Genomic DNA, 23,707 nt, shown 5'->3' with positions numbered 1-23,707 from the left:
GGAATGCCGAATGGGGAATATGGTATCGATCTTCTCTTCTGGAATTTCCGCCCCCGGGATGAGGGCCTGGTCTTTTAAAGAGATGTCTCCGGTATAATAAAGCTGGCGTCGACCCTGCTGAATCAAGAGCCCCGCCGCTCCCAGAACATGCCCGCTGGGAATGTAACGGGCTTTAATGTTGTTACGAAGCCGCAACCGTTCTCCATGTCTTCGCCTTCCGGTTGGGCTGGAGAGGTTCGGCGGGCTGAATTCCAGTCCGATGATTTCTCCCTCCAGGGACCATAAGTCTTCATGTTCGAAAAAAGGATATTCCCGGTATCCTTTTTCTTCTCGGAAAATATTCATGACGGTGACTGTGTTGTGGAGCATGCGCAACGCGATCTCTTTGGTGGGAATGGTGGCGAAGATAGAAGCTTGCGGCTGTTGCCGGTTGATCAACGGCAAAGAACCTACGTGATCTAAATGGGCGTGGGAGATGAAGATGGCCTCCAATTCTCCGGATATCCATCCGTAATCGGGGAGACTCTCCTGGCCGTACTTTTTCGGATGAAGGCCGGCATCCAGGAGAAGAGAAACATCGTTAATCTCCAGAAGATAAGAATTGGCCCCTATTTCTTGCCCACCGCCGAGGACCGTAAAGGACCAGGCCATTCTATCCCTCTCCCACTGGACAGCCCGCTCAAGGGAGAAGGAGGCTGATGAAGCCGGTGATAAACCACTCGAAAAGAGAGATCAACGGGTTGAGGATGCCCAGGTAGAGCAGGCCGATGATGATAAAAAATCCGTACGGTTCCAGGCGGGCCAGAGAATACTGGAATTGAGCGGAGGAGAAGCCCAGGAGGATCTTGGAACCATCCAAAGGAGGGATGGGAATGAGGTTAAAAGCGGCTAGCATGATGTTGATTTGGGCCATGTAGATCAGGAAGGTGGCCATGGCCCCAAAAGGGGCGGGATTGATCAGTTGCAGGAGGAAAAGAGAGATGAAAGCCAGCAGAGTATTGGTCACAATCCCCGCAGCCGACACCAAAATCATTCCTTTGCGTTGGTCATGAAGGTTGTTAAAATTCACCGGAACCGGTTTGGCCCAGCCGAACCCAAAAATGAAGAGCATGAGAGTTCCAATAGGATCAAGATGCTTTAAGGGGTTCAGGCTCAGTCGCCCCAGCCACCGGGCGGTCGAATCTCCCATTTTATCGGCCACCCAGCCGTGGGCGAGCTCATGGAGAACGATCGAGTAAAGAAGGGGAATGACTAAAAGAATAAAAGCGCCGGGGTTTTTGAAAAGCAGGCCGATCAAACCCATGCCTTGGACCTCACCATATTTTTTTATTATTATCACACAGATAAAGACCAATTGCAACGCAAACTTTCCATCCTCGTTTCTTTCATGCCCACGCCATTTATTAGTCAATCCATAATTTTATAGACCCTGGAGATTAAATCACTCCTGCCATCCCTTTAAAAAAGGGAGGAATTCCCCTCTTTGGAAAAGAGGGGTGAGGGGAGATTTTGGAAAAATATGTCTGGTCAATTATGGACTCATTAGTAAATCCATTTCCCAGTTAAGCTCGGCTGCTTCAAGGGCTCAACTCCTTTCAATAGATCCACCATAAATCCCTCTGCCGCTGGGAAAAGCCAACGACTTCTCCTTTTTAAATGAAGCCATAGAAATTGGATGGCGAATCAGTGATTCAAATGAAGGAGAAATGAAGGTCCGCATTTGGGGTGGGTCAGCAGTTCCGTCTCGCTTTGGATCCCCAGGAGGGCATGAAGGATACCTGAGTCGCGAAAAAGAACCACGAAAAACCCGTGTCAACAACAGGATTTTCATGGTAAATAACCGAGGGACAAAAACACATTCTCTTGTTTTCAAAGGCCTCGTAACAATTTAACGTTTTGAAAAGAACTGCTAAATTGCAGTATTTCCCCTGGCCAATTGGTCACCCGTCAATCCCGTCTGGGCGGAAAAAAGTGCCTAATTTGCCCAAAATAATTTGTGAAAGATGGAACTTAATCTGACTGACACTGTCAGGTCGGGTATCAATTTCTTCCTGAACTCGACAATTGACAAATGCCATGAAAAAGCGTAGATTTTATCTCGTAATCCTCAGAAATTGGGAATGTTTGCGGAGACAGGCAGGTGTTTTTCGCCGATCAATCTGGGGGCTTAGGCGGAAACCACATAAGACACCGAGAAACAGAGATTTGGTAATAAAAGCCATTTGGTTATCATAACTTAGAACAGAATCCGAGTGGTGTCTTAGGCCGACAGTAGGCGAGATTCAGGATCTTATACGGAAACCATATAATCCATCGTTAGGCCGCATAGGAGCCTGTCGCAGATGAGCTGCCACGAAAGGCGTGTAGATGGCGAAGGTGAGGCGTTCTGACCGATTGCCCGTGAAAGCGAGCGACAGACAACTCATGCTCAGGGCGATAGATCTTGCACGAAAGTGCAGGAGCGAACCAGGCAAGATCTCCCCAAAGGTCGGAGCGGTCATCGCCCGCGATGGCAGGGCGCTTGGGGAGGCATTCCGCGGGGAGCTGGTCCCGGGAGAGCATGCGGAGTTCACGCTTCTCGAAAGAAAACTAGCCGAGAAGACCTTGGCAGGCGCGACGCTCTTTACGACTCTGGAGCCGTGCACATCGCGAAACCACCCTAAGATTGCCTGTGCTGACCGCATAATCGAGAGGCGGATAAAGCGAGTATTCATCGGCATTCTGGATCCCAACAATCGGATTCGCGGCCGTGGCGAGCTGCGGCTTCGTGCGGCCGGAATCGAGATCGCTCGGTTTGATCCCGACCTGATGCCCGAAATTGAGGAACTCAATCGCGACTTCATGAGGGAGCACGCCACCGGGTTTAGGCGACGACGGACGAGAGCTGAGACTACGGATCCCGTCAAACCGGGAGAGGTGGGGCCTAATGGTCACAGAATCGGCTACACCAAGAACGGCGACAAAGTGGAATGGATTCCCGACGAGGAGAATCCGGGCAAGGAATGGCCGCTTCTATTGCGGCGTAACGACAAAGCCATCTTGAAGACCTACAACGAATTCTGGGACAAGGTGTGGTGGAATAGGCACCAAGTCTGGATCGAGAAGATCAAGAGTGGCGAGCAACCGCTAACGGAGGAACAGAAGCCCCTCCTGAAGAAGGCGATGCAGGCTGCTAAGAAAATTGAAAAGAAATACGACAGGAAGAATCTGGGCTGGGATGACTTCGAGTGGGGGCTGCTGAGCGGTAGGATGTCTGCGCTCGCATGGGTCATGGGGGCGGAATGGGATGAATCCCTCGACACGTGAAGCGGCCGGATGCGGCCTAACCCCCGGCTCCACCCGACGGCGGCCGGGCGGCCGGCTTCGATTCATGATCGAGTGGAGATGGAATGGAGCGGCCGCCGCGGGTGAGCCGGCGGCCGTTAGGGGTTGGCGTCGTGACTTCAGCGTGAGAGGGTTGTGCAAGTCCGAAAAGGAGGCAATGCCGTGGCCGCTTGGACCCATGCATCAGTGTACGAAGCGCTCGTCGCACGCGGAGAGAAGCAAAAGCCGTCCGACGTGGACAAGTACATCCAATTGTACGCTCAAAGCACAAATTGCGCCGTCCTGTACCCGCCAGAGAGTCAGTATGCGAGTGCTCCCCTGCACTTGAATCCAAACGGGACTCGAAGGTCGAAGGCGTGGAACGATCGCGTCTTCCAAACAATTCGTCCGTACATCTCCCACGTTGGCGGCGATTCCAAAAATGATCCCAATCAGGACTTTGACCATTACTCGGTGCCGGATTGGACCGCGTTTGCCTCGGCACTAGGACTACGACCAAAGTCCTAACCCGTCGCTCAAGCCGACATGGCTACGGCGTCGTGTTTCACACGCCGCCTCGGCCATGCGGCTTAGCTTTGCGTTTCCTCACTTTCAACTCGTAATTCTTGGCTCTCGAATATGGTTCCCACCAATTACTTGTAGGTGTAGGCGTTAAATTTTGCAGCAGGGCAATATTTTTTTCGGGAAACGAGAAGTCCTTCCTGAACTCAACAGTTGAAATATTCTGTCAAAGGGTGTAGGTTTCTACTCATAATCATTAAGGGTTCGGATATCCTTTTTATCTCGGAAATTTTGGCGAAGTGCGGAGCTTGGCACGATAGCTTGAATGCGGAGTACTTCCTGGAAGAGAGCCTTGGCCGTATGCGTCCTTTATGATATGTTTCTACCCGTAACCACGGAAGCAAAGCGCAGGTACCGCGTCTCCTGACCCCTGGGTTGCGCAGTTTCTACGCCTTCATCCACACCCACACCAATGCGGATGGAATGAGTTGAAGTGTGGCATTGTCCCAGCCGTGAGGAGAGAGGGCTTCCGCTAAGGTGCAAGCCCCTGCGATGACAAGGACCTTGCCGAAGACAAGAGAGGATGTGGCAATATAGGGGGAGAAGGCAGCCGCCAGATAGAGGGCTAAGGCTGACATGATGAAGACGGCTGTTGAGCCCTCCCAACTCCTCGTCGCGGGGGTCGAGGAGAGCGATATCACCCGGTAAGGATGCTTTCCGATCATCGTCCCGACAGGTTCACCGATCGCGTCTCCCAAGCCCGTGACGAGATACCCCGAAATGGCAATCGCACCGAAAAGAATATTGGTCAGCAGACCACCGACAAGCGTGGCGAAGTACGGTACCAGGATGAAATACGTCCGGTGAGGTTCATCTTTCTCTCTGGCCATGGCCTCATAAAGAATAGTACCGGGACCCTGCCACACTGCGAAGAAGACAACCAACGTGCACATGCCACCGAAAAGACAGAGGGCGGGAGTGCCGAATCTCCACTGGATAAGTGCCGCGGTCGTGAAGATCAGGAAATGGAATACCTTCCGGGTGTATCCTGTGCGGATTCCCTTCTTTTTCATGCGACCGGCAAACCACAGGCAGGCAAACGACCAGGCAAGGCCCAAAGGGGCGCCCATGGCAATCGTTGGCCACGACGGGAAGTTCTCAATGAAAAACACGACTGTCCTGTCCAGAAACCAGTCCATCTCACCTCTCCACGACAACCGTGTGATGTCGTAGTAAGCCCTGTAAAGGATAACATCAAATGCCATAAAAACCAAGGTGGTTTGCTGTGGCCTCTATAGGGTTTGCCTCACGAAACGGGAAGAACCGGCACGGGGTCGTAACCTCTCCCTCGACATTTCCTCTCTGTTGCATTTTTTCGCTCTGCTCTGTATGATTTTATGGAAGGTATTTTGCTCTTGAGGTGATAGTTGTGTTATGTTAAGGTTATATCTTTCCAAACAATTATTAACACCGGGGGAAAGGTTGCGAAATAACTCTCTCAGAATAATAGCCTTGCTTTGCGGCATGATCGCGTTCTTCGCTGCTGGCATGTCCGTTCATGCGGGCGATAGCATTGAGTCGGCCGGGGACGTGTTATTCTTTCTCTTACCTGCAACCGCAGCGGGGCTGACACTTGGCCTTCGAGATGGTAGAGGTGCGGTGCAGTTTGGAGAGTCAGCGGCACTCACGCTGGGTGTCACGTATGGGCTGAAATATGCCGTAGATGAAAAGCGGCCCAACGGCGGCAGCCAATCCTTCCCTTCCACGCACGCTTCAATTTCCTTCTCCTCTGCTGAATTCATTCGAAAACGTTACGGCTGGGAGTATGGCGTGCCCGCTTATCTTGCCGCAACGTTTGTCGCCTACAGTCGGGTCGAGAGCAGAGACCATTACGCCCACGATGTAATTGCTGGAGCCGTAATAGGGATTGTATCGAGCTATGTATTTACCACGCCGTTCTTAGGGTTACAGATACAGCCGGACACAGACGGCAGGTATTGGGGCATAAGGCTGTCGCGCAATTGGTAGAAAAGAAGAGTCGGAATTGATAAAGTATTTTGAGAACTAAAGCCAGGAATGGCGGTGCTTCTTTTATTCAACATTTCAACTGGAAATGAACAGGGTCAAGACCAGCATCAGAGTGTGGATTAGCAGGTGAAAGCGAGGTTCGGAGATAACGTGATGCTGTTTGACGGGTTAAAGCCTGTCTATCACAATTCAAAGCCCTCCTTCTTCCCAATAATTGACCGGCCCTTTTTTAAATCTTCATGACCTCACCAAACTCATCCATGTACTCTTCATTCGTCAAAATCCTGGAGCCGGAATAATCAAAATACCAACTTTTTCTTACCGTACTTTCCGGCTCTTTTCTTTTTCATTTCTAATATTACTTTGACGGGCTTGGGTGATTGATCTCCATCGCAGAGATTTTAATTTTTAAGAAAATAGCCAGATTTTGGGATTTTTCGGGAAATATTTTAAAAGTTTAAAAGTTAGAAACCGACCTAAAGTTTTTCTTCCTGTCCATTCTCTTCCTGATAATTCATTTTCCTACTCTCCCCCCCCCCGAAATCCACTTAACACCTTAACACCGTCGCCATTCTTTATCGAATCCGGAATGATATTGCTGGGATCCTTCCGGTAGAGGGTGTTAAGTGGTGGGATAAACACCGGATAAACACCTAAACACGGTACGAGAATGGTTTCCGATCGTGGCCATGATTCTGGTTCCCTTTTTTCGATCCAGCCTGAGACAATGGGTGTTTATGGGTGTTAAGTAGGTGTTTAAAGGGGTAATTAACACCGTTTAACTGTCGGAAAGGATTAATTTTATTATGGTTTGCTGACTTGAGGGGGACCGTGTTAAGGTGTTAGTTGGGAAATGAGGGTGGAGGGAGAAAGAAATTTAAAGCAGCTAGCGAATTTGACTCTCAGCATGATTTTGTGGCATTATTGGACCTGAAATGGGGGGTCTTGAGCGAGCACATTTTGTTTTGGGGTGGAGCTAGAAGGGGCTATATTACTTCCTGAAGTCGTGTTTTTGGACTTTTTCCCGAGAATGCGGCATTTAAATGCAAATCTTCAATTTAGCCTTAAACATTAAGGCTATTTGCAAAGGCAATTTTCTCCTTGACTACCCATGAAGTTAAGAGTATTTTTTGGACAGTTAAAATACCGTTCTATATCCCAATAAACCCAACAGCCTAACCCCTAACCTTCTGGAGTGTCGTATGAGAAGGAGTTACCGGAAGGTGCCGATATGAAGCCTCCAGGGATTCATTTATCTCTCGGAGGTTTTCCATTTTCGGAAACGTGCAACTTTTGTGCGAGGAAGCCCGCAAAGTCCTTGAATAACAAATTCTCGCGACTGAGGCGCAGACGGGCCTTTGGCCCGCAGCTCAGCCGCGAGCACGTTCGGCGTAAAAGATGAACTAAAAATTTCTGCACAGGTAAAGACTGTATCTTGAGGAGAAATTTTTTTCATAAAGATAAGTCATGGTAAATGACCTAATCAATAATATCCTTCCTTCCGTAGAGCACTTCCGTGCTGGCGGATATTGGATTGCATTTTTTGCCGCTTTGTTAGAGACAACAATTGGTGTTGGGTTACTTTTACCTGGATCGACAATCATCCTTTTCCTTGGTGCCCTTTCTGCTCGTGGCTACCTCGATGTAGGGGATCTAATCTGGTTTGCCGTGCTGGGTGCAATTCTCGGAGACAATATTAATTACTACCTTGGAAACAAATATGGCTCAAAATGGTTAAAGAAGGGTTTTTGGTTCCTCAAAATCCAACAAATTCAAAAAGCCAGACATTTCATGGATACCCATGGCGCAAAAAGCATTTTTCTTGGTCGGTTCATACCAAGTGTAAAAGAAATTGCACCTTTTATTGCCGGAAGCGTAAAAATGAACAAAAGAACATTTATGTTCTGGAACGTTCTCGGTGCAATCGGCTGGGGATTTCAATGGGTTCTTGCCGGCTACATTTTTGCGCAATCCCTTAATATTGCTGAATTGTGGTTGTCGCGGGGAGGTTTGTTTCTTGCGCTGCTCTTAATCCTTAGCGGTATCCTATATTTTTTCAAATGGCTTCTTATCAAGAAAGGAAAGCAATTTTTTGCCATTACCACCTCCCTTTGGAATTCCATCAAACAGGCAATACAAAATAATGAACATGTAGTTCAATGGATGCAAAAACATCCGAATATTGTCTCTTTTTTTCGGGCACGGCTGGATACGACAACATTCTTCGGGCTGCCTCTGTCCATACTTACGCTGGTGTTTGCCTATGTATTGGCTTTGTTCGCTGGAGTCGTAGAAGACCTGATAACATCTGATCCTATCGTTGCTGCAGACATCCGCATCGCAAACCTCCTTATTGCCTTTCGTACTGACGCCCTGACAAACATTTTTAGTTGGATAACCTTGCTTGGTAAAAGTCAGGTTATTTTAGGTTTCATTGCTGTGGCAGCTGCGCTCCTTTGGCTATGGCGCAAAAACTATTACATGCTCCCCCTTATTATTGCCGTGATCGGCAGTGAGGCTTTTACTCATTTGGGGAAGCTAGCTTTTCACCGCCCTCGTCCAGAAATGGCAGTTTATGCTGAACACTCTTTTTCCTTTCCAAGCGGGCATGCCACTATCGCAGTTGCGTTTTATGGGTTCCTATCCTATCTCCTCATTCGCTTTGCTCCAAGCTGGAAAAGGAAGGTGAATTTATTTTTCGCCGCAATTCTAATAATTTTGGCCATTGGCCTCAGCAGGATATGCCTTGGAGTCCATTATTTAAGCGATGTGTGGAGCGGTTATCTGGTCGGGGCAATGTGGCTGATTATTGCTATCGGCTTTTTCGAATGGCTCAAACATAAAAACATGAAGGATAGATCTATATCCCCAATTAAGGCAGCCCGCCTAATTTCATTTGGACTCGTCTTAACCGCCATCCTGTTCTATGTAGGCTTTGCATTAAACTACCATCCTTCACTCGCAGCTGTGCCATTAAATAAAGCAGTTATTGTAGCGAAAGTTTTAGATGTTTTCGCCATTGAACATATGAAATACACCGAGACGATGGTCGGTGAAAAACAGGAGCCTGTGAACTTTATTTTCCTTGCAAAGGATGACCGACATCTAATTGAAACATTACAGCAGGCAGGTTGGATTGTAACCGACAAGGCGGATATCTCGTCATTTATCAAGGCAGTTAAAGCAGTGATATTGAAAACCCCATACTCGTCTGCGCCAATTTCACCTTCTTTCTGGAATGCAAAAATACAGGATTTAAGTTTTGCAAAACCGATCAATCGGAATGTGTTAAGTAACGCACATCACGTTAGAATATGGCGTACAAAATCACTATCGAAAAACGGAAACCATATCTATGTTGGTATGGCGAATGCTAATGACGGTATCAAATGGGGTGTTATTCCAAAACTTTCTCCTAATATAGATGCTGAACGGGAGTTATTGTATCAAGACCTTAATCTGTCTGAAAAAATAAAAAGCTATCAGAAAGAGCAACTTGTTAAACCACAAATCGGGACAAATTTTACGGGAGATCAGTTCTTTACTGATGGGAAGGCTTATATCATTTCAGTACAATAAAGGCAATTGCAACGCGGAACAAGGCGCTGCACATGGACCGCTAGGCCTGCGGCCTATCGGCCAGTGAGCTTGGACGCACGTTATCACAGGTTTTGATTTCTGCCATCTTCCTTCAATTTCTGGAAGCCCAAAAAAGTTTTTGATATCAAAACATATATAGAATCAGGATGCATGACTTCTTTCGGTAATCTTCAATACCTAAAGCATCTCTTGACTCAACAGTAGGTGAAATCTTTATCTCCTCAAGAAGGGGAGGACTTTAGCTTGAAAACCTAAGTCCAAGATTACTTCCGATTTCTCCTAACCGCCCAGCGGATGAGGGGATAAAGGATGGAAACGATAGCTGCACAGAGGAAGACCGCGGAAACCGGATGGGTGAAGAAGGTCGCGTAGTTCCCATTAGAAATGATCAGGGCTCTACGGAAATGGGTTTCGATCAGCGGGCCGAGGATAATGCCCATGATTATCGGGGCCGCCGGCAGTTCAACCTGCTTCATAAGATAGCCGATGACTCCAAAGATGACCGTAATGTAAACTTCAGTGGCGCTGTTGTTGGTGGCATAAGTTCCGGTGATGGCGATGACCAGGATGAAAGCCAGAAGTTTCTCGAAGGGGACTTTCAACAACTGAACCCAGACACCAATCAGGGGAAGATTGATGATCAAGAGCAGAAAATTCCCGACATAGAAGCTGGCGATGAGCCCCCAGACCAGATCCGGGTTTTTTTCAAAAAGGAGCGGGCCGGGTCGCACGCCATAGAGCATCAGGGCTCCCAAAAGTATAGCGGAAACCCCTGTGCTGGGAATTCCCAGGGTCAGCAGGGGAACCATGGCGCCGCCACTGGCGGCATTGTTGGCTGTCTCCGGGCCAGCCACTCCTTCGATAGCCCCCTTCCCGAACTGTTCCGGATGCTTGGAAACTTTCTTTTCCACCAGGTAGGAAACGACTGAAGCCAGGGTGGCCCCCCCTCCGGGCATACAGCCGATTAAAAACCCGATGATCGTACCCCGGGCAATGGCCCCTTTACTGGCCATCCAGTCTTTGAATGAAGGGAGCAGCCCTTTCACCTTTTCTACCACCGGCCTCATCATCTCCATCTCAGCAGTAATCAACACTTCCGCAATGGCGAAGAGACCAATAGCTACCGGCAGGAAGCCGATCCCGTCCATGAGTTCGGGAATCCCAAAAGTAAATCGTTCCGCCCCTGACACAGGGTCAATGCCAACGGTGCCCAGGAAGATTCCAAAGGCAGCCATCAATAACCCTTTGATAACCGATTCGCCCATCAGGCTACCGAGCGTGCAGAGGGCCAGGACGAGTATGGAAAAGTATTCGGTAGGGCCAAAACTTAGCGCCACTTTGACCAGGGGCTTGGCCAGAATCATGAGCATGATCGTGGCAAAAGTTCCAGCGATGAAGGAACCGAAAGCGGCAATGCCCAGCGCGGGCCCGGCCCTTCCCTGGAGGGCCATCTGGTACCCATCCAGCGTAGTCATGATGGCGGGGGCTTCCCCGGGGGTGTTGATCAGAATAGAAGAGGTTGAACCGCCGTACATGGCCCCGTAATAGATTCCGGCCAGCATGATCATGGCGGTGGTGGGGTTCATCCCGAAGGTCATGGGAATGAGGATAGCCACGGCGTTCATAACCCCTAAACCCGGGAGGACACCTACGATGGTGCCGATGAAAACGCCGATCAAACAGTACAAGAAATTAACCGGCGAGAGGGCCACGGTGAATCCGAATAAAAGCTTGTCCAAAACTTCCAAGAAGAATCCCTTTCCTTTAAGGCCCCAGGATCCCTTTGGGCAGAGGGGCCTTGAGCAGGGTATCGAAAAGAATATAGATGGAGACGGGGGTGACAACGGAAAAGACGACGTTGAAAATCCATCCCCGGTTGAAGTAGGCTAACAGAGCAAAGGTGACCACGCCCGTAGACAGAAGATACCCCAAAGGTTCGATGGTAGCCCCGTAAATAGCACTCCAGGCAACAATCCAGATAATCCGGCCTAACATCCGCTTTCTCTGGACTGCTGCGCTGCCGCCTTCCGATGGTCGAGCCCCCTTGATCAAGAGGATTAGGGATAAACCTGCAAGGAGTAAGGCGACAATGGCGGGGAAAAAGAAAGGGCCAGGTCCGGAGGAATCCCCAAAGGTAGGGCTCCTGAGGATTAAAACGAAGATCGCTCCGGTGAAAAGAAGGAACACAAGCCCGGTGTAAAAATCTCTTTTGTTCATATAAACTCTGTTAAAGTTCCACCACAGAGTTCACAGAGAACACAGAGAAAAAAGGAACTTGAAACCCGAAACTCGTAACCTGTTGTTTTTTTATATACTGTGCCCTCTGTGTTCTCTGTGGGTGAGAATTTATTTTTTCGACATGCCCAGCTCATCCATGATCGACTTAATGATATTGTAGTCATTTTCGGCGTCTTTAAAGAAATCTCCTTTGGCGAGCCAGCCATCTTCCAACAGGGTGTCCGCCAGAAATTTCTTCCATTCCGGAGTTTTCCTCATCTTGTCCAGGACCTGGACCCAGTAATCCACCACCTCAGGAGAGGTTCCTCCCTTAGCGACAAATGAGCGCGTCTGAGTGCTGATCACATTATAGCCCTGTTCCAGCATGGTGGGGTGATTGGGAAACATGGGAGACCGTTTCTCGGTGCATACCCCTACGATCTTGACCTGTTTAGCTTCCAGCTGGCCGATGCATTCATTGGGGTTGGCCCAGGCAGCATCGATATGTCCACCCAGAAGATTGGTCACAACTTCTCCTCCGCTATTGAAGGGTACGTAGTTGAACTGCAGCTTGGTGGCCCGGTTCAGTTCGATGTTGCCAAAATGGTCCGGCCCTAAGGTGGCGGTCCCTCCCAGGGAGATGGACTTGGGGCCTTTTTTCTTGATCGCTTCTACCAGGTCTTTGGCACTATTGATGGGGGAATCGGTACGCACAATGATCAGGTTAATGTCACTGACCAGACGAGCGATGTAGGTAAAATCTTTCCGAAAGTCCCACTTGGCCTTCCCATCAATCTGATGGGCGACGGTTCCAATATCGAAGCAAGTGAAGGTATAGCCATCTGCTGGCTTGGAAAGGCAGAAAGCTTTGCCGATGGACCCAGCACCGCCCGGCTTGTTCACGATGTTGATGGGCTGAGGAACCAGCTTATCCTGGTTGATAATCTTCTCGATGTTACGGTACATAATGTCCGTTCCGCCCCCGGGAGCATAGGGAACGATGATGTCAATAGCCCGGGTGGGATATTTCCCCTGAGCTAAAGCAAGCTCCACCGAACCCCCCAAAGCGATAAGCCCTAAACACACCACCAGGATTAACTTTTTCATTTGTACCCTCCTTTTAGAATTAAAATCGCAGAGCGCATAGAACATAGCGCATGGCGTAAATACAAAGAAATTAAATCCGCCTTTCATAACCCTTTGGTGACGGTGCAGCCCTGGCTACACTGAGGCCATTTTCTTAAGCAGTTTGGCGGCCCGATAAGGGTTGAAGATCCCGCAGGAGCATTGGCGCGCCAGTTCTTCGGCGGCGGCCTCTGCAGTCTTTTTGCCTTTCTTGATTTCCTCAACCATGGCTTCTATCAGTTTGGGAGAAATCAAGGCATGGCCGCACATGGTGTGGATCTCCAATACATTCTCCGGGGGGAGCTTTTTGGTGTTGCCATGAACTCCCAGGGAGTGTTCCACGGTATGCAGCTTAATTCCCAGGCTGCCGCAGCAACCTTTTACTTCATCGTACAGCCCGGAAAGAACCGTGGAGAGACCCAGGTCGGCTTCTTTCAATTCTTTGACGAACTTGCCCAGCGTTTCCTTGTCTTTAAAAACGGCGTGGCCGATCATGGATTTCTTCGTTTTCAGGTCTTCCAGACTCAGGTTGAATTTGTTATAGTTGCCATTGCCGAAATTTACTACATTGTAATGGGAAAAAATCTCCCAGAGTGTCTTCAACTTTTCATCGGAACCCGGGACGTTGACTCCCTGGGCCGGCATAATCAGAACAACATAATCTTCCTGCAAACTTTGGTTATCCCCTCTTCGATGTAAAGTGTGGGTCATTTACCTATTCCTCCTTCGCTAAAGGGCGGCCAAAACCGATATTGTTCTTGGTATTGGGACGGGGAGTAAAACCTGCCTTCTGAGCAATGGGCAGAGTCTCTATTTCCCCTTTCTCCCCTACTTTACAGATAAGGTCTAAAGAAAAGACCGTATCCAGCTTGGGAGCCGTGGCTTTGATAACGGAGAGCAAATTTTCCAATTTATCCATCTCTATGCCGCATTCGATAATCGCCGAAAGGGCCTTTTCGTTGAGAATATCCTCCCGGATCTTGCCCGTGGCTTTATCCACCATCAAGAAAGTTACGGGATTTTTCGGTTCGAAGGCGGCTCCGGCCTTGGCCACCGCCTGGGCCATGATGTCCACATCCTTAAAACGGGTTCCGACGCCCGGTCTTCCCAATTCGATAGCTACCCCAGCATGTCCCCTGCGGATCCTCCCGGTAACATCATTGGTCTTCATCTCCTCGGTTCCGCGGCCGGCAATTCCAGTATCTTTGTGCACCGTCAATGGGTCACTGAACACCCCCCGCACCGATCGAGGCCATTTGAGCTCAACCGGGTAGATCGCGTCGGTTGGGCAGATATTGGCCCGATGGCACACGCCACATTCCACGCATTCATCCTGATCAATGATGCTGATGAGGTCTTCTCCCCCCCTTTTTTTCACCGAATGAATGGCCCCAACTGTGCAGTACGGATGACAGGCCTCACATCCGGTACACTTCTCCTTATCAATCTGCATCTGGCACTTCCTCCTTGTTTCTCGTACTTTTTTGATAAACATTATTGTTGAATTGTTTTTCCCTGTCAATTAATAAATTGAAAATACTGTAATTCAGACAGTGGAGAGCAGTTGTTAGGGGGTGGGGGGTCGGATGGAAGCCTTATTCTGATGGGTTTTCGAGAAAAGCTTTTTTACTGTCTGAATTGCAGTTTGGTTTGGTTTTGGTTTTTAACCTATCCTGACTGGAAGACTACTCCTCTTCAGGTATTCTTTTGCTTCCTTAACGGTATGTTTCCGGTAATGGAAAATAGATGCCGCAAGAACGGCATCCGCTTTTCCATACACCAGGGCATCGCGAAGGTGTTCAAGTGTTCCCGCCCCTCCCGAAGCAATGACCGGGATGCTTAAGGAATCGGAAAATACCCGATTCAGCGGAATGTCGTACCCTATATTGGTCCCATCTCGGTCCATACTCGTAAGTAAGATTTCACCCGCTCCGTTCTGTTCTACCTTTTTAGCCCATTGCAGAGCGTTGGCCCCCGTAGGAGTCCGGCCCCCATGAATGTAAACTTCCCAAGAAAGATTTATGCTGATCTCATCCAGCTCATCGCCGTTATCTTTTCTAGCTAATTCATCCGCCTTGGCCCATAAACGATCTTCGGCCTGGACCCTTTTGGCGTCGATGGCCACCACAATACACTGACTTCCGAACTTCTCGGAAGCTTCCCGAACAAGGGTGGGATCCTGCACGGCAGCCGTGTTGATGGAAACCTTGTCCGCCCCTGCCCGCAGCAACTCCCGGATATCTTCCAGACTCCTTATTCCCCCTCCAACGGTCAACGGCATGAAAACCTCTTCGGCGGTCCGGCGGACTACCTCGAGGATAATCTTGCGGCGTTCGGAGGAGGCTGTAATGTCTAAAAAAATAAGTTCGTCCGCACCCTGTTCATCGTAAACCTGGGCGTTGGCCACCGGATCGCCAGCATCCCGCAGGTGGATAAAGTTGGTGCCTTTCACGACCCGGCCATCCTTTACGTCCAGGCAGGGAATAATTCGTTTGGCCAGCACTTCAACCTCCTCCTCCGCCTGCTCGGGCGATGGCCTCAGGAAGTTTTACGGTGCCGGTATAGAGCGCCCTTCCCACGATCACGGCGCCAACCCCTTCCTTCTCTAAGGGCAGCAGGGCTTCAATGTCGGCGATCGTGGCAATACCCCCTGAGGCGATGAGGGGGATTTTCAAGGCCCGGGCTACCTCGCGCGTTGCTTGGAGATTTACACCCTTTTGAGTTCCATCCCGAAGGATATCGGTGTAGATGATCACGGATGCTCCCAGGCCTTCACACCTTCTGGCCAGGTCCACAGCCGCCATATCGGTCTCTTGCACCCATCCGGAAATTACCGCCCGGCCCTCTTTGGCGGCAATGTCCACAGCCACATGCCCCGGCCACTGGAGACAGGCATCACGTAGGAAATGTGGGTTAACAAAGGCGGCTGTGCCCAAAATCACGCGGTAGATTCCGAGAGAGAGATAACTTTTAACGGTGACGAGCTCCCTGATTCCCCCGCCCACTTGTACCGGGACGGAGGATTTCCTCACGATCGCCTCGATCGTTTTCCAGTTTTGAGGAATGCCTTGCCGGGCGCCATCCAGGTCAACCAGGTGGAGGAATTTAGCCCCCTCCCCGATCCACCTATCAGCCATGGCCACAGGATCTTCCCCATACACAGTCTCTCTCCCATAATCACCCTGGAAGAGCCGCACGCATTTTCCCCCCCGAATGTCAATCGCCGGAATGATCAGCATAGCAATAATTCGGACGCAGATTTTCGCAGATCACCGCAGATAAAAATATGAAATACCCGTAAACCGCAAGGGGCTTGGACCGATGGCGATTGGCCAATTTTTCAATCCACTTGTACCTTGCGCTCTTGGGGTTTACGATTATTAATCCTTATAATCTGCGTTCCCTTGCGTCCGCAAAGGAATTTCCTAACTTACAAATACTCTTTCCAACCTTTATCGTTCAGTTCCTGTAAAACTCGCCGGACGTCCTGGGATCTTTCTCTGGGGCAGACGAGAAAAGCGTTTCCAGACTCCACCACGATCATGTCTTTCAGGCCGATGGTAGCGATAAGTTTCTCCTCGGCGCGGACCAGGCAGCCCGAGCTATCGATCACCAGCACTTTTCCCCGGGTAACCTGCTTCCCACCCGGTAAAACATTCCCGGCTTCGTCTTTGGGCCAAATCTGGGTTAAAGCCGCCCAGCTTCCTACGTCATTCCAGAGAAACTTTGCCTGCATTAAGGCCACATTGGGGGCTTTCTCCATGATCCCGTAATCCACCGAAACGGGCTGGATCCGTTCGTAGATATTTTTTAAAACCAGGTTGGCGCGGGGAGTTCCCAAGGAGGCCTTAAACCTCAACATCTCCCTATAAAGGGAAGGAAGAAACCTCTCCAAGGCTTCTAAGAATACTCCCACCTTCCAGACGAACATTCCGCTATTCCAGAGATAGTCTCCTCGATGCAAGTAACGCAGGGCTCTGGCCCGTGAAGGTTTTTCGCGGAAGGCCTTGGCTCGAAAAACCTGCAATCCGGCTGCCTGGCCGAGTATTTCCCCTCTTTGAATGTATCCATACCCTGTTTCCGGTTCCGTGGGTTGTATTCCCAGAGTCACCAAAAAATTCTGTTTGGCGGCAAACTCCGCCGCCCCTTTCAAGGTCTGCAAAAATAACTTCCGATCAGGGATAAAATGGTCGGCCGGTAGGACGGCCATGATGGCTTCCGGGTTCCGTTGTTGAATATACAGAGCTGCCAGGCAAAGACACGGGGCCGTGTTCTTTCCTTGGGGCTCTATTAAAATGTTGCTTGGTGGAATTTGCGGAACCTGCCGGTGCAATTCCTTGGCTTGGAAGCTGGCGGTGACGATAAATATCTTTTCTGCAGGAGCAAAAGGGCGAACTCGTTCCACCGTTTCCCAGATCATCGGCCGGTCGGAAAGGATGGGCAGAATCTGTTTGGGCCTTTTTTCCCGACTCCAAGGCCAGAAACGCGTACCACCCCCCCCGGCCATGATAGCTACATAGACTGGCGCTTTCGTCCCCATTTAAACCATACCTCAAGGTTAGCAGTCGTTGGCGACCATTGTTCAGAAATCCTAAATCCGAATATCGAAATCCTAAACAAATCTAAAATTCAAATGCGCCAAACGAGTTGCGCAGATTGTTTTAGGTTTCGAATTTTGGTCATTAGATATTGTTTAGAATTTAGTGCTTAGAATTTAGGATTTCCCTGATAGTTCGGCGACCCGTTTCTCCACCAGGGACTTGATTTCCGTTAAACGTTCTGCTGACCTGGCCTCAAACCGCAAAACCAGCACAGGTTGCGTGTTCGAAGCCCGGACAAGACCCCAGCCGTCAGGAAAGAGGACGCGGACTCCGTCCACGTCCACAATGGAATATTCTTTGCGGAAAGACTCTCTCACTTTTTCCACCAGTTCGAATTTTTCCTCGTCGGGACAGGGTACACGAATCTCGGGGGTGGAGAAAGTTTTCGGCAAATCACCCAAAAGTTCCGGGAGGGTCTTTTCCGTCCGGGAAAGGATTTCCAGCAAACGGCAAGAGGCATATATGGCGTCATCGTACCCGAAATACCGGTCCGCAAAGAACATGTGCCCGCTCATTTCTCCCCCCAAGAGGGCCTTCTCTTCTTTCATCTTGCTCTTCAGCAGGGAATGCCCGGCCTTCCACATGATCCCGCGCCCTCCATGCCGGGCAATGTCATCGTAAAGATTTTGCGAGCATTTCACCTCGGATATAATGGTCGCCCCCGGATGGTTCCGCAATACTTCCCGGGCAAAAAGAATCAACAGCTGGTCGCCCCAAATGATGTTTCCCGGTGGGTCAACAACCCCGATTCGATCTGCATCCCCGTCATAACCGATCCCTACCTCCGCTCCTATCTCTTGCACCTTGGCAATTAAATCTTTCATGTTTTCGGGGATGGTTGGGTCTGGGTGGTGATTGGGAAACCGCCCGTCTATCTTGGAATAAAGATCTTCCACCCTGCAACCCAGGTCCCGTAAGATTTTGGGGGCTACCGCGCCGGCGGTTCCGTTGCCACTGTCTATTACCAGTTTGATTCTTCGATCGAGATGGATGTTTTGCAGGATATAATTTTGATATGCCGGAATAACCTCTTGGAAAGAGACCGAGCCCTTACCTTCAGCAAATTTTCCGGCCTCGATGATCTTCCGCAAATTCTGGATCTCTTCGCCGAAGAGCGTCTCTTTGCCCACGCAAACCTTGAAACCGTTGAACTCGGGTGGATTATGACTGCCGGTGATCATCACCCCGCCTTCCCGGTCGAGGTGGAAAAGGGAAAAATAAAAAACTGGGGTAGGGCAAACCCCGATATCCACAACCTCCAAACCGCCAGAGACCATTCCTTGAACCAAAGGTTCGCGAAACCTCGGTGAGCTCAACCTTCCATCCCTTCCTACCACGACCCGGTGCTTTCCCTGCCGGGATATATAGGTAGCGAAGGCCTGTCCCAAAAGGCGCACGACCTCGTCGGTCAAGTCCTGATCCACTATCCCCCGGATGTCATATTCCCGAAAAATTCTCGGATTCATGGCACTCCTTTTTATAAAAAATTTATAGGTTACAATAATTTAGCATACCTCTGAGAGGATGGTCAATTGGAAAAATTTCCTTGCCCCCCTTCACTTTTCAATAGGTGGATGAATTTACTTTGTTTAACGGGGCCCGGACGGGAGGGTGATGAAAGAGGGAGCACCGGCGGGAAAAAGATCTGTTGCGAACCCGTGCTTGCCTTCCGCCAAGGAAGGCGGGAAAGGAAGCTTTCCTGGGTCGATGACTATGGAAAAGAATTGGTCACAGAATTTTATTCCATTTCCCGCCGTATCCCATGGAAGGAATGCTGCCTCATTCGGCCAAGCCAGGGGCTATCTCCGCACGGACCGGCGTACCGCCTGGAATAAAAACACAACCTTTTAAAAAATGGTGGTGGGCGAGGCAAAATTTGCGGTTGACAGAAGGATTTTGGCAAAGATATGATGCAACTCTCATTTTTTATAAATATTTGCATCCATGCGGAGGGTTGACCATGCGTAGCGATTTGATGAAGAAGGGGTTAGAGAAAGCGCCTCACCGTTCTCTCTTTAAGGCCATGGGCCTTACTGATGAAGAAATCCGCCGACCGATGGTCGGCATTGCCAATTCAGCCAATGAGATCATTCCCGGCCATATCCACCTGGATAAAATCGTCGAGGCCGTGAAAGCTGGGGTGCGCATGGCTGGGGGGACTCCCATAGAATTCTGCACGATCGGTGTTTGTGACGGGATCGCCATGAACCATGAGGGGATGAAATATTCTCTGGCCAGCCGGGAGCTGATCGCTGACTCGGTTGAAGTTATGGCCACCGCCCATCCTTTCGATGCCTTGGTCCTTGTTCCCAACTGCGACAAGATCGTCCCCGGAATGCTTATGGCTGCCATGCGGTTAAACCTTCCTTCCCTTGTGATCAGCGGCGGGCCTATGCTAGCGGGTAAATTTGAAGAAAAAGCAGTAGATTTGATCGGCGTCTTCGAAGGCGTGGGCCGAGTGGCCCGAGGTGAATGGACAGAAGCCCAATTGAAAGACCTGGAAGAATGCGCATGCCCGGGTTGCGGTTCCTGTGCGGGCATGTTTACGGCCAACTCGATGAACTGTTTGTCTGAAGCTCTGGGTTTGGCTCTTCCGGGGAACGGGACAATTCCCGCAGTGATGGCTGCCCGCATTCGGCTGGCCAAAATGGCCGGAACAAAAATTATGGAGCTCTGGAAAAAGAACATCCGCGCGCAGGACATTGCCACCCTCAATGCTTTCCAGAATGCCATAGCTGTGGACATGGCGCTGGGATGTTCCACCAACACCGTTTTGCACCTCCCGGCTATTGCCCATGAAGCGAAAATTGACTTGAACCTGGACCTCTTCAATACCATCAGCGATAAAACTCCGCACCTCTGCTTTCTCAGCCCTGCCGGCCCTTACCACCTGCAAGACCTTGATGCCGCCGGAGGCGTCCCAGCGGTGATGGTTGAATTGGCCAAGCTGGGGGAGATTGATAAGACGGTAATGACTGCCACCGGCAAAAATTTGGGCCGGAATTTGAAAGGAGTTAAAGTCAAGGATTATGGAGTGATCCGGTCCATCCATGACCCTTACCATAAAGAAGGAGGCCTGGCCATCTTGAGGGGAAATTTGGCTCCCGGCGGGGCAGTGGTGAAACAATCCGCCGTAGCACCCGAGATGATGGTGAATGAAGGCACAGCCATTGTCTTTGAGTCCGAAGAAGAAACCATGGAAGCCATCCTGAAAGGCAAGGTGAAGCCCGGCCATATCGTGGTGGTTCGCTACGAGGGCCCCAAAGGCGGGCCGGGGATGCGGGAAATGCTTTCTCCCACTTCCGCAATTGTCGGTATGGGGCTGGATAAAGATGTAGCCTTGATCACCGACGGAAGGTTCAGTGGGGGCTCCCGGGGTGCAGCCATCGGGCATGTCTCACCTGAAGCTGCCGAAGGAGGGTTGATTGCGTTGGTAAAGAATGGGGACCGGATATCGATCAATATTCCGAAAAAAAAGCTAATTCTCCTGGTTAGTGAGGAGGAAATCAAAAAAAGGAAAAAAAATTGGAAGCCGCCAAAGCCGAAGATAAAATTCGGCTATGCAGCCCGGTATGCCCAGATGGTGACGTCCGCTGGTACTGGTGCGGTTTTTAAAGATATTTTTTAGCCAAAATCGATTGTATAGGAATTTCCTTTTTGGACACGGATGTACACAGATTATCAGGATAAACTAAAAGAAAATAATGATCCGTTGTTATCTGCGCCAATCTGCGTCCTATTAAATTTAAATTTATAACAAAGCATGGGCCAGAATCCAGAATAATCCCGCTTTTTTGGAAAATCTGGCTCCTGTTTTATTAATTCTGCCTTCGCAATTCATTGATAAGCATCTTTTTTTTAAAAACCCTTCATTTTTTTCTTGACAAGGGTTTTTTTATGACATAATCTGTAGAAAAATAGATCTATATCTATTTATAAATTTAAACTTATAACTATTTGGCTACTTCAAATAAGATAAGGATCCTCTGGAGAATACCCATGAGGACTTCAGACATACTAAAAAAATTAAATATTCCAAGGCATAAGCTTTATTACTTAGAGCAGAAAGGGTATATCAAGCCGAAACGGATTCCTATGGGGGAACTTGAAACCAGGGAATACAGCGAAGAAGATTTTAAGAAGCTTGAATTAATTTGGAAATATTTATAGAGCGGTTTCAAACACAAAATCGCCTACCAAAAGGCTTTGGAAGAACTGCAAAGTCCAAAACTTGATCTTGAGAGGGGACCATGAACGTTGCAGGCAGTACTGTGCTCCAGCAGGAGCCTATCAGGACGGTTAGTCATGCAGAGGCCAAGCTCTCTGCAGAAGAGGAGTTCCAACGCAATCCGTGGAAAGATGCCACCGAGGAAGAATGGGAAGACTGGCGGTGGCAACTGAAACATCGTGTCACCAGTGCGGAGCAGCTCAAATTAATCTTAAACCTTAGCCAGGAAGAAATCGCCGCCATCGAAGCTTCGAAAGGAAGGATGCCTACAGCCATCACTCCTTACTTTGCCAAATTGATGGACCGCAATGATTCCAACTGCCCCATTCGCCGGCAGGCCATTCCCACCATGGAAGAATTTCACTTCTCTCCCCATGACCTTTTCGACCCCTGTGCTGAAGATGAAAATTCTCCCGTCCATGGCCTGGTCCACCGCTACCCAGACCGCGTCCTTCTTTTAGTCACGGATAAGTGCGCTGTTTACTGCCGCTATTGCACGCGCCGCCGGCTGGTGGGCTCGAGTGAAAAGTGCATTACCGAAGAGAAATTGGATGAAGCTATGGCCTACATCCAGTCCGCGAAGAAGGTTCGGGATGTTTTGATTTCAGGGGGCGATCCTCTACTTTTTGAGGATGACCATCTGGAGGGGATCATTGCCAAAGTAAGGAAGATTCCCCATGTAGAGATCATCCGCATCGGAACTCGGGTTCCGGTAACTCTTCCCCAACGGATCACCCCTACGCTAACCTCGATGTTGAAAAAATATCACCCGCTCTGGATGAGTATCCACTTCAGCCACCCTAAGGAGATCACCAAAGAAGTGCGCCGGGCCTGCGCCATGCTGGCCGAGGCTGGGATTCCTCTGGGAAGCCAGACCGTTCTCTTGCGGAAGATTAACGACCGCGCTGTGGTGATGAAGCGGCTGATGCATGAGCTATTGAAAATCCGCGTCCGCCCATACTATATCTATCAATGCGACTTGGCCATGGGAACAGAACATTTTCGCACCCCCATTGCCGTAGGGATTAATATCATCGAAAAACTGCGGGGGCATACCACGGGCTATGCCGTTCCCAGCTTTGTCATCGATGCTCCTGGGGGTGGAGGAAAGATTCCCGTAGGACCTACCTATCTGATCTCCCAGGACAAAGGAAAGATGGTTCTGCGGAATTATCAGGGGAAAGTGTTTGAGTATCAGGAACCCCAATACCAGGGTTCCTGATCATCCTGTGAATCTGGAAAAATCGAGCCCTCTTGCTTAAACGGAAAGAGGGCTTTTTTATTTTTTAGGCTTCTTTTTCAGGGCCAACTGGATAACTTCGTCCATACGCTGTACGAAGTGGAGTCCAGGCCAAACCTGTGGCCACCCCCGGCTCGGAAGTTCGTTCCGCAACTTCAGAGAAAAATTTAATTGGGCCCAAATAAGCAGGCACACTTTCGGCATCGATGCCCGTGAGGGTTTCCTGGCCCTCAGCCACGCGTCTAGCCACTCCCCGACAGATATTGGCGATCTCCCGCTCCAAATTGCGCACTCCCGCTTCCCGAGTGTATTCGAGAGCGATGCGGCGAAGGGCTCCCTCCTCAAATTTTAGGTTCTTTTCCGTAAGGCCATGGGCCTCAATCTGCCTGGGAACTAAATAATGTTTGGCAATCCTCAACTTCTCTTCTTCGGTATAGCCCGTAGTCAATCTCCATTTGATGGAGCTGGGTCTTGGAAGAAGGGCTGAATTCGGTTCTCGTTCCGGAAATGGAAAGGAGGCTCTTTTCGAAAAGGACTTGAATATCATCGCCTCTCACGCCGGCGATCTCCATAACAATGACCAGGCTGTCTCCGGTTTCATAAATGTCCATCGGCGGGTGAAAGGACCGCTTGGGCTGGTAACTCAGAGGTTTCACCTCTTTGAAAAATTCTCCCATAAGTCGATGGATTCGGTTCCTCATTTGGTCGAAGTCATCGATCGGCATAGTTTCCTCCCGATTTCCCGTTCTGATTTCTATAAAAACTCTATCAGAAACCCCTCTGGCGTCAATAGCGATTTCATCCTTACCACCTCTCACTTTTTCATCGTCCTTTCCTTGAAGA

Annotated in this window: 22 protein-coding genes; 7 read left to right on the top strand and 15 right to left on the bottom strand. The window is 49.7% G+C overall.

Annotated elements, in window-relative coordinates; translation table 11 throughout:
* On the bottom strand, positions 1 to 651 hold a 651-nt coding region (locus Q7V48_08100), incomplete at its 3' end, for an MBL fold metallo-hydrolase (GenBank protein ID MDO9210697.1).
* A gap of 28 nt (positions 652 to 679) precedes the next feature.
* Positions 680 to 1,303: a site-2 protease family protein gene (locus Q7V48_08095; GenBank protein MDO9210696.1), complete on the bottom strand. Its 624-nt coding sequence runs from the start codon at positions 1,301 to 1,303 to the stop codon at positions 680 to 682.
* Between the two features lie 1,064 nt (positions 1,304 to 2,367).
* On the opposite strand from Q7V48_08095, the gene Q7V48_08090 reads away from it, so the two are divergent.
* Positions 2,368 to 3,306, top strand: coding sequence for a deaminase (locus Q7V48_08090; protein ID MDO9210695.1), 939 nt, complete (start codon positions 2,368 to 2,370; stop codon positions 3,304 to 3,306).
* Between the two features lie 201 nt (positions 3,307 to 3,507).
* Here the strand turns inward: Q7V48_08090 and Q7V48_08085 are convergent, their stop codons facing one another.
* Positions 3,508 to 3,771: a hypothetical protein gene (locus tag Q7V48_08085; GenBank protein ID MDO9210694.1), complete on the bottom strand. Its 264-nt coding sequence runs from the start codon at positions 3,769 to 3,771 to the stop codon at positions 3,508 to 3,510.
* Positions 3,772 to 4,271: 500 nt separating this feature from the next.
* Positions 4,272 to 4,997: a hypothetical protein gene (locus Q7V48_08080; protein MDO9210693.1), complete on the bottom strand. Its 726-nt coding sequence runs from the start codon at positions 4,995 to 4,997 to the stop codon at positions 4,272 to 4,274.
* A 262-nt stretch (positions 4,998 to 5,259) separates the two neighbouring features.
* Here Q7V48_08080 and Q7V48_08075 point away from each other — a divergent pair, with 262 nt between their 5' ends.
* The gene (locus Q7V48_08075; GenBank protein MDO9210692.1) at positions 5,260 to 5,853 is read left to right on the top strand and encodes a phosphatase PAP2 family protein; all 594 of its coding nucleotides are present in this window, start codon (positions 5,260 to 5,262) and stop codon (positions 5,851 to 5,853) included.
* 1,467 nt (positions 5,854 to 7,320) lie between these two features.
* The gene (locus Q7V48_08070) at positions 7,321 to 9,432 is read left to right on the top strand and encodes an LssY C-terminal domain-containing protein (protein ID MDO9210691.1); all 2,112 of its coding nucleotides are present in this window, start codon (positions 7,321 to 7,323) and stop codon (positions 9,430 to 9,432) included.
* Between the two features lie 284 nt (positions 9,433 to 9,716).
* Here Q7V48_08070 and Q7V48_08065 read toward each other — a convergent pair whose 3' ends face one another.
* The 9 genes from Q7V48_08065 to Q7V48_08025 form a co-directional block, all read right to left on the bottom strand.
* Entirely contained in the window at positions 9,717 to 11,201 is a 1,485-nt protein-coding gene (locus Q7V48_08065; protein ID MDO9210690.1) for a tripartite tricarboxylate transporter permease, read from the bottom strand.
* Between the two features lie 16 nt (positions 11,202 to 11,217).
* Complete coding sequence (locus Q7V48_08060; GenBank protein MDO9210689.1) at positions 11,218 to 11,670, bottom strand: tripartite tricarboxylate transporter TctB family protein; 453 nt, start codon at positions 11,668 to 11,670, stop codon at positions 11,218 to 11,220.
* 129 nt (positions 11,671 to 11,799) lie between these two features.
* Positions 11,800 to 12,777 (bottom strand): tripartite tricarboxylate transporter substrate binding protein, encoded by a 978-nt coding sequence (locus tag Q7V48_08055; protein MDO9210688.1) that lies wholly within the window; start codon positions 12,775 to 12,777, stop codon positions 11,800 to 11,802.
* A 114-nt stretch (positions 12,778 to 12,891) separates the two neighbouring features.
* On the bottom strand, positions 12,892 to 13,506 hold the full coding sequence (locus Q7V48_08050) for a hypothetical protein (protein ID MDO9210687.1): 615 nt from the start codon (positions 13,504 to 13,506) through the stop codon (positions 12,892 to 12,894).
* Between the two features lie 4 nt (positions 13,507 to 13,510).
* Positions 13,511 to 14,248, bottom strand: coding sequence for a 4Fe-4S dicluster domain-containing protein (locus Q7V48_08045; protein ID MDO9210686.1), 738 nt, complete (start codon positions 14,246 to 14,248; stop codon positions 13,511 to 13,513).
* 210 nt (positions 14,249 to 14,458) lie between these two features.
* Positions 14,459 to 15,298: an imidazole glycerol phosphate synthase subunit HisF gene (hisF, locus tag Q7V48_08040; GenBank protein ID MDO9210685.1), complete on the bottom strand. Its 840-nt coding sequence runs from the start codon at positions 15,296 to 15,298 to the stop codon at positions 14,459 to 14,461.
* A gap of 1 nt (position 15,299) precedes the next feature.
* Positions 15,300 to 16,034 (bottom strand): 1-(5-phosphoribosyl)-5-[(5-phosphoribosylamino)methylideneamino]imidazole-4-carboxamide isomerase, encoded by a 735-nt coding sequence (gene hisA, locus Q7V48_08035; protein ID MDO9210684.1) that lies wholly within the window; start codon positions 16,032 to 16,034, stop codon positions 15,300 to 15,302.
* Between the two features lie 191 nt (positions 16,035 to 16,225).
* The gene (locus tag Q7V48_08030; GenBank protein MDO9210683.1) at positions 16,226 to 17,335 is read right to left on the bottom strand and encodes a mannose-1-phosphate guanylyltransferase; all 1,110 of its coding nucleotides are present in this window, start codon (positions 17,333 to 17,335) and stop codon (positions 16,226 to 16,228) included.
* A gap of 174 nt (positions 17,336 to 17,509) precedes the next feature.
* Complete coding sequence (locus Q7V48_08025; GenBank protein MDO9210682.1) at positions 17,510 to 18,862, bottom strand: phosphomannomutase/phosphoglucomutase; 1,353 nt, start codon at positions 18,860 to 18,862, stop codon at positions 17,510 to 17,512.
* Positions 18,863 to 18,970: 108 nt separating this feature from the next.
* Here Q7V48_08025 and Q7V48_08020 point away from each other — a divergent pair, with 108 nt between their 5' ends.
* The 4 genes from Q7V48_08020 to ablA all read left to right on the top strand — a co-directional run bounded on the left by Q7V48_08020 (position 18,971) and on the right by ablA (position 22,846).
* The gene (locus tag Q7V48_08020; protein MDO9210681.1) at positions 18,971 to 19,231 is read left to right on the top strand and encodes a hypothetical protein; all 261 of its coding nucleotides are present in this window, start codon (positions 18,971 to 18,973) and stop codon (positions 19,229 to 19,231) included.
* Between the two features lie 125 nt (positions 19,232 to 19,356).
* Entirely contained in the window at positions 19,357 to 21,024 is a 1,668-nt protein-coding gene (gene ilvD / locus Q7V48_08015; GenBank protein MDO9210680.1) for a dihydroxy-acid dehydratase, read from the top strand.
* 371 nt (positions 21,025 to 21,395) lie between these two features.
* Entirely contained in the window at positions 21,396 to 21,566 is a 171-nt protein-coding gene (locus tag Q7V48_08010) for a MerR family transcriptional regulator (GenBank protein MDO9210679.1), read from the top strand.
* An 80-nt stretch (positions 21,567 to 21,646) separates the two neighbouring features.
* Complete coding sequence (gene ablA, locus Q7V48_08005) at positions 21,647 to 22,846, top strand: lysine 2,3-aminomutase (GenBank protein ID MDO9210678.1); 1,200 nt, start codon at positions 21,647 to 21,649, stop codon at positions 22,844 to 22,846.
* A 64-nt stretch (positions 22,847 to 22,910) separates the two neighbouring features.
* Here the strand turns inward: ablA and Q7V48_08000 are convergent, their stop codons facing one another.
* The gene (locus Q7V48_08000; GenBank protein ID MDO9210677.1) at positions 22,911 to 23,282 is read right to left on the bottom strand and encodes a hypothetical protein; all 372 of its coding nucleotides are present in this window, start codon (positions 23,280 to 23,282) and stop codon (positions 22,911 to 22,913) included.
* On the bottom strand, positions 23,242 to 23,707 hold a 466-nt coding region (locus tag Q7V48_07995; protein MDO9210676.1), incomplete at its 5' end, for an Hsp20/alpha crystallin family protein. The genes Q7V48_08000 and Q7V48_07995, both read right to left, overlap by 41 nt.

Source organism: Deltaproteobacteria bacterium (genome assembly GCA_030654105.1).
GTDB lineage: Bacteria > Desulfobacterota > SM23-61 > SM23-61 > SM23-61 > JAHJQK01.
Note: the sequence above shows the minus strand (reverse complement) of the source record. Positions and strands in the feature narration are given on the sequence as shown.

Bases quoted from the DNA above. Each gene is read 5' to 3' on its own strand.
- Q7V48_08070 (MDO9210691.1), top strand. From the start codon at position 7,321: ATGGTAAATGACCTAATCAATAATATCCTTCCTTCCGTAGAGCACTTC.
- Q7V48_08060 (MDO9210689.1), bottom strand. From the start codon at position 11,670: ATGAACAAAAGAGATTTTTACACCGGGCTTGTGTTCCTTCTTTTCACC.
- Q7V48_08010 (MDO9210679.1), top strand. From the start codon at position 21,396: ATGAGGACTTCAGACATACTAAAAAAATTAAATATTCCAAGGCATAAG.
- ablA (MDO9210678.1), top strand. From the start codon at position 21,647: ATGAACGTTGCAGGCAGTACTGTGCTCCAGCAGGAGCCTATCAGGACG.
- Q7V48_08025 (MDO9210682.1), bottom strand. From the start codon at position 18,862: ATGAATCCGAGAATTTTTCGGGAATATGACATCCGGGGGATAGTGGAT.
- ilvD (MDO9210680.1), top strand. From the start codon at position 19,357: ATGCGTAGCGATTTGATGAAGAAGGGGTTAGAGAAAGCGCCTCACCGT.
- Q7V48_08055 (MDO9210688.1), bottom strand. From the start codon at position 12,777: ATGAAAAAGTTAATCCTGGTGGTGTGTTTAGGGCTTATCGCTTTGGGG.
- Q7V48_08085 (MDO9210694.1), bottom strand. From the start codon at position 3,771: ATGGTCAAAGTCCTGATTGGGATCATTTTTGGAATCGCCGCCAACGTG.
- Q7V48_08090 (MDO9210695.1), top strand. From the start codon at position 2,368: ATGGCGAAGGTGAGGCGTTCTGACCGATTGCCCGTGAAAGCGAGCGAC.
- hisA (MDO9210684.1), bottom strand. From the start codon at position 16,034: ATGCTGATCATTCCGGCGATTGACATTCGGGGGGGAAAATGCGTGCGG.
- Q7V48_08050 (MDO9210687.1), bottom strand. From the start codon at position 13,506: ATGACCCACACTTTACATCGAAGAGGGGATAACCAAAGTTTGCAGGAA.
- Q7V48_08020 (MDO9210681.1), top strand. From the start codon at position 18,971: ATGAATTTACTTTGTTTAACGGGGCCCGGACGGGAGGGTGATGAAAGA.
- Q7V48_08045 (MDO9210686.1), bottom strand. From the start codon at position 14,248: ATGCAGATTGATAAGGAGAAGTGTACCGGATGTGAGGCCTGTCATCCG.
- Q7V48_08095 (MDO9210696.1), bottom strand. From the start codon at position 1,303: ATGGGTTTGATCGGCCTGCTTTTCAAAAACCCCGGCGCTTTTATTCTT.
- Q7V48_08030 (MDO9210683.1), bottom strand. From the start codon at position 17,335: ATGGGGACGAAAGCGCCAGTCTATGTAGCTATCATGGCCGGGGGGGGT.
- Q7V48_08075 (MDO9210692.1), top strand. From the start codon at position 5,260: ATGTTAAGGTTATATCTTTCCAAACAATTATTAACACCGGGGGAAAGG.